Source organism: Edaphobacter aggregans DSM 19364 (genome assembly GCF_000745965.1).
GTDB lineage: Bacteria > Acidobacteriota > Terriglobia > Terriglobales > Acidobacteriaceae > Edaphobacter > Edaphobacter aggregans.
The window spans coordinates 1-1,786 of sequence record NZ_JQKI01000314.1; the positions used below are offsets into that span (position 1 = coordinate 1).

Genomic DNA, 1,786 nt, shown 5'->3' on the forward strand with positions numbered 1-1,786 from the left:
TTATTCGCAGAGCCTCGGCCATCTGAAAGACGGCTCGTGACGCGAGGGACAGGCAGATGAACGACGCATAGCCCATCGCTCGTGCGCAGGCGGCGGAAACGGTATCGAAAAACACAGTGTGCCAGGGCCTCCACGAACTTGCCGAGAACCCGACTTTCAGGGAAGTTCTATCAGACGACGCCGGGCCTTCATGCCGAGCTACAGTCCGATGATCGGAGTTGTCGTGGGTAGCGCAGTGCTGCAGCGTTTACTAAAACGCCGTTCCGAAGAGGGTGCTTCACTACTTATTTCCAGAACTGGCCGGATAAGGCTCGAAGATCGTCAACCAGTTTGAATGAACCAAGGGCAACTCTCCGAGCTTTTGTCCCATCATTGCGTCGGGTTCATCGTAGCGATCGATCCGAACTCTGTATGCGCCCGGTCTTGAAAGGTCATAGATGACGCCAACCTTAAGGCCGCCGCATAGTGCCTTTCGGGGTTTCACTGCGAAATCCCACGTGTTGCTTTGGACTGAAGCGGCGGGAGCCCGCTTGAGATTCTCAGGCTTCCAATCCTTGAGCGCCGTCTCGTTCATTGCGGCCGCCGTTCCGTCGGGGGCTTCGACAGACGTAAAGTCTTTCAACGCACTGTTATCCAACGGAATGTCATGGTCTGAGATGTTGCTCATGCAGATTAGGACGTTGCCTGGATCGGGCGGTAAGAAATACGCCGACCGCAGAGTCACGATGAAGGGAGGTTGCTTGGGAAGAGAACTTGAAGATGCCTGGTCCTCAATCTCAAACGCAACCGTGTTGGAGTCAATGAGCCGGTTGCTCAACGGGTCCACTAGTGAAACCTTTGCTCGGTAGTTCCCGGGCTTGCTGACGTCGAAAACATCGCCGAGCAGGACAGTCTGTTCGGCGCTCTTGCCGAGAGGAATCTCTAGGGTCGAGGCAGTATCGCGGAAACGAGAGAAACTCCAATTCGGGTCCGGCTCCCTGGGCGCTTGCCGCATTTCGCCTGCGGGACCGAAGACTTCAGCCCCTGTCAGGAATTCATCGGGTGCTGTGTTGGGTGGGTCATCGACGGCCCATCTGAGCGGACGGGTACTCTTGTTTTGAACAACAATATCGAGCGGGACCGCCCAGCCTATAGGCAATTGGGTTCGAGAGGCGCTCGCCGTGACGGAGATCCCGGACTTTGAGCCTGAAGGCTGGTTTAAGGGTGCGCCTACCGTGAAGTTGGTCAGGTTGGACGTGACACGTGTACCTGAGTGACCACATGCAAAGGAATCAAAAGAGAGGCGAACGGTGTAATGACCCGGCCTGCGCAGGTCGAAGAGTTTGTCAAGGATCACGGTCTTAGTCAGCGACGCACCGGCGGCGAGTGGTAGAGACACATTAAGGGTTACGTTCGTCGGGCGTTCCGAGATAGCGCGCATCCACTCCGATGTTCGCGGGACTGGAGTACCGCGAGCATCTCTCAGATCGACTTCGTAGGACCAGATATCCGGGGAGCCTGATGGAAGGAATGTCTCAACGGGGCCGACGTTGGTAAGCTTCATCTCTAAAAGCACATTGGATCGGGGCCGAACTATATCGTCTGGAACTCTAATCTCAATCTTCAGTCCAGGGCAGGCCGGGGCAGGATCGGCAGCTTGAGCCAGTACGACTTGGACTGTCGCAGGAATGAGCAGGAAGAAGACCAGCGCCCCTAACCCGAATAATTCTTGAAGGTTGAAGAAGCGAAAGCTCCGGACATGCTGTCAAGACAGTGTTTAAATAAGCCAAAGAGGCCTATGCGTGTC

Annotated in this window: 1 protein-coding gene; it reads right to left on the reverse strand. The window is 55.7% G+C overall.

From position 1 onward, the window contains the following. Positions 1-280: 280 nt before the first annotated feature. On the reverse strand, positions 281-1,543 hold the full coding sequence (locus Q363_RS31480) for a hypothetical protein (RefSeq protein WP_035358695.1): 1,263 nt from the start codon (positions 1,541-1,543) through the stop codon (positions 281-283). Positions 1,544-1,786 lie beyond the last annotated feature (243 nt).

Bases quoted from the DNA above. Each gene is read 5' to 3' on its own strand.
- Q363_RS31480 (WP_035358695.1), bottom strand. From the start codon at position 1,543: ATGAAGCTTACCAACGTCGGCCCCGTTGAGACATTCCTTCCATCAGGC.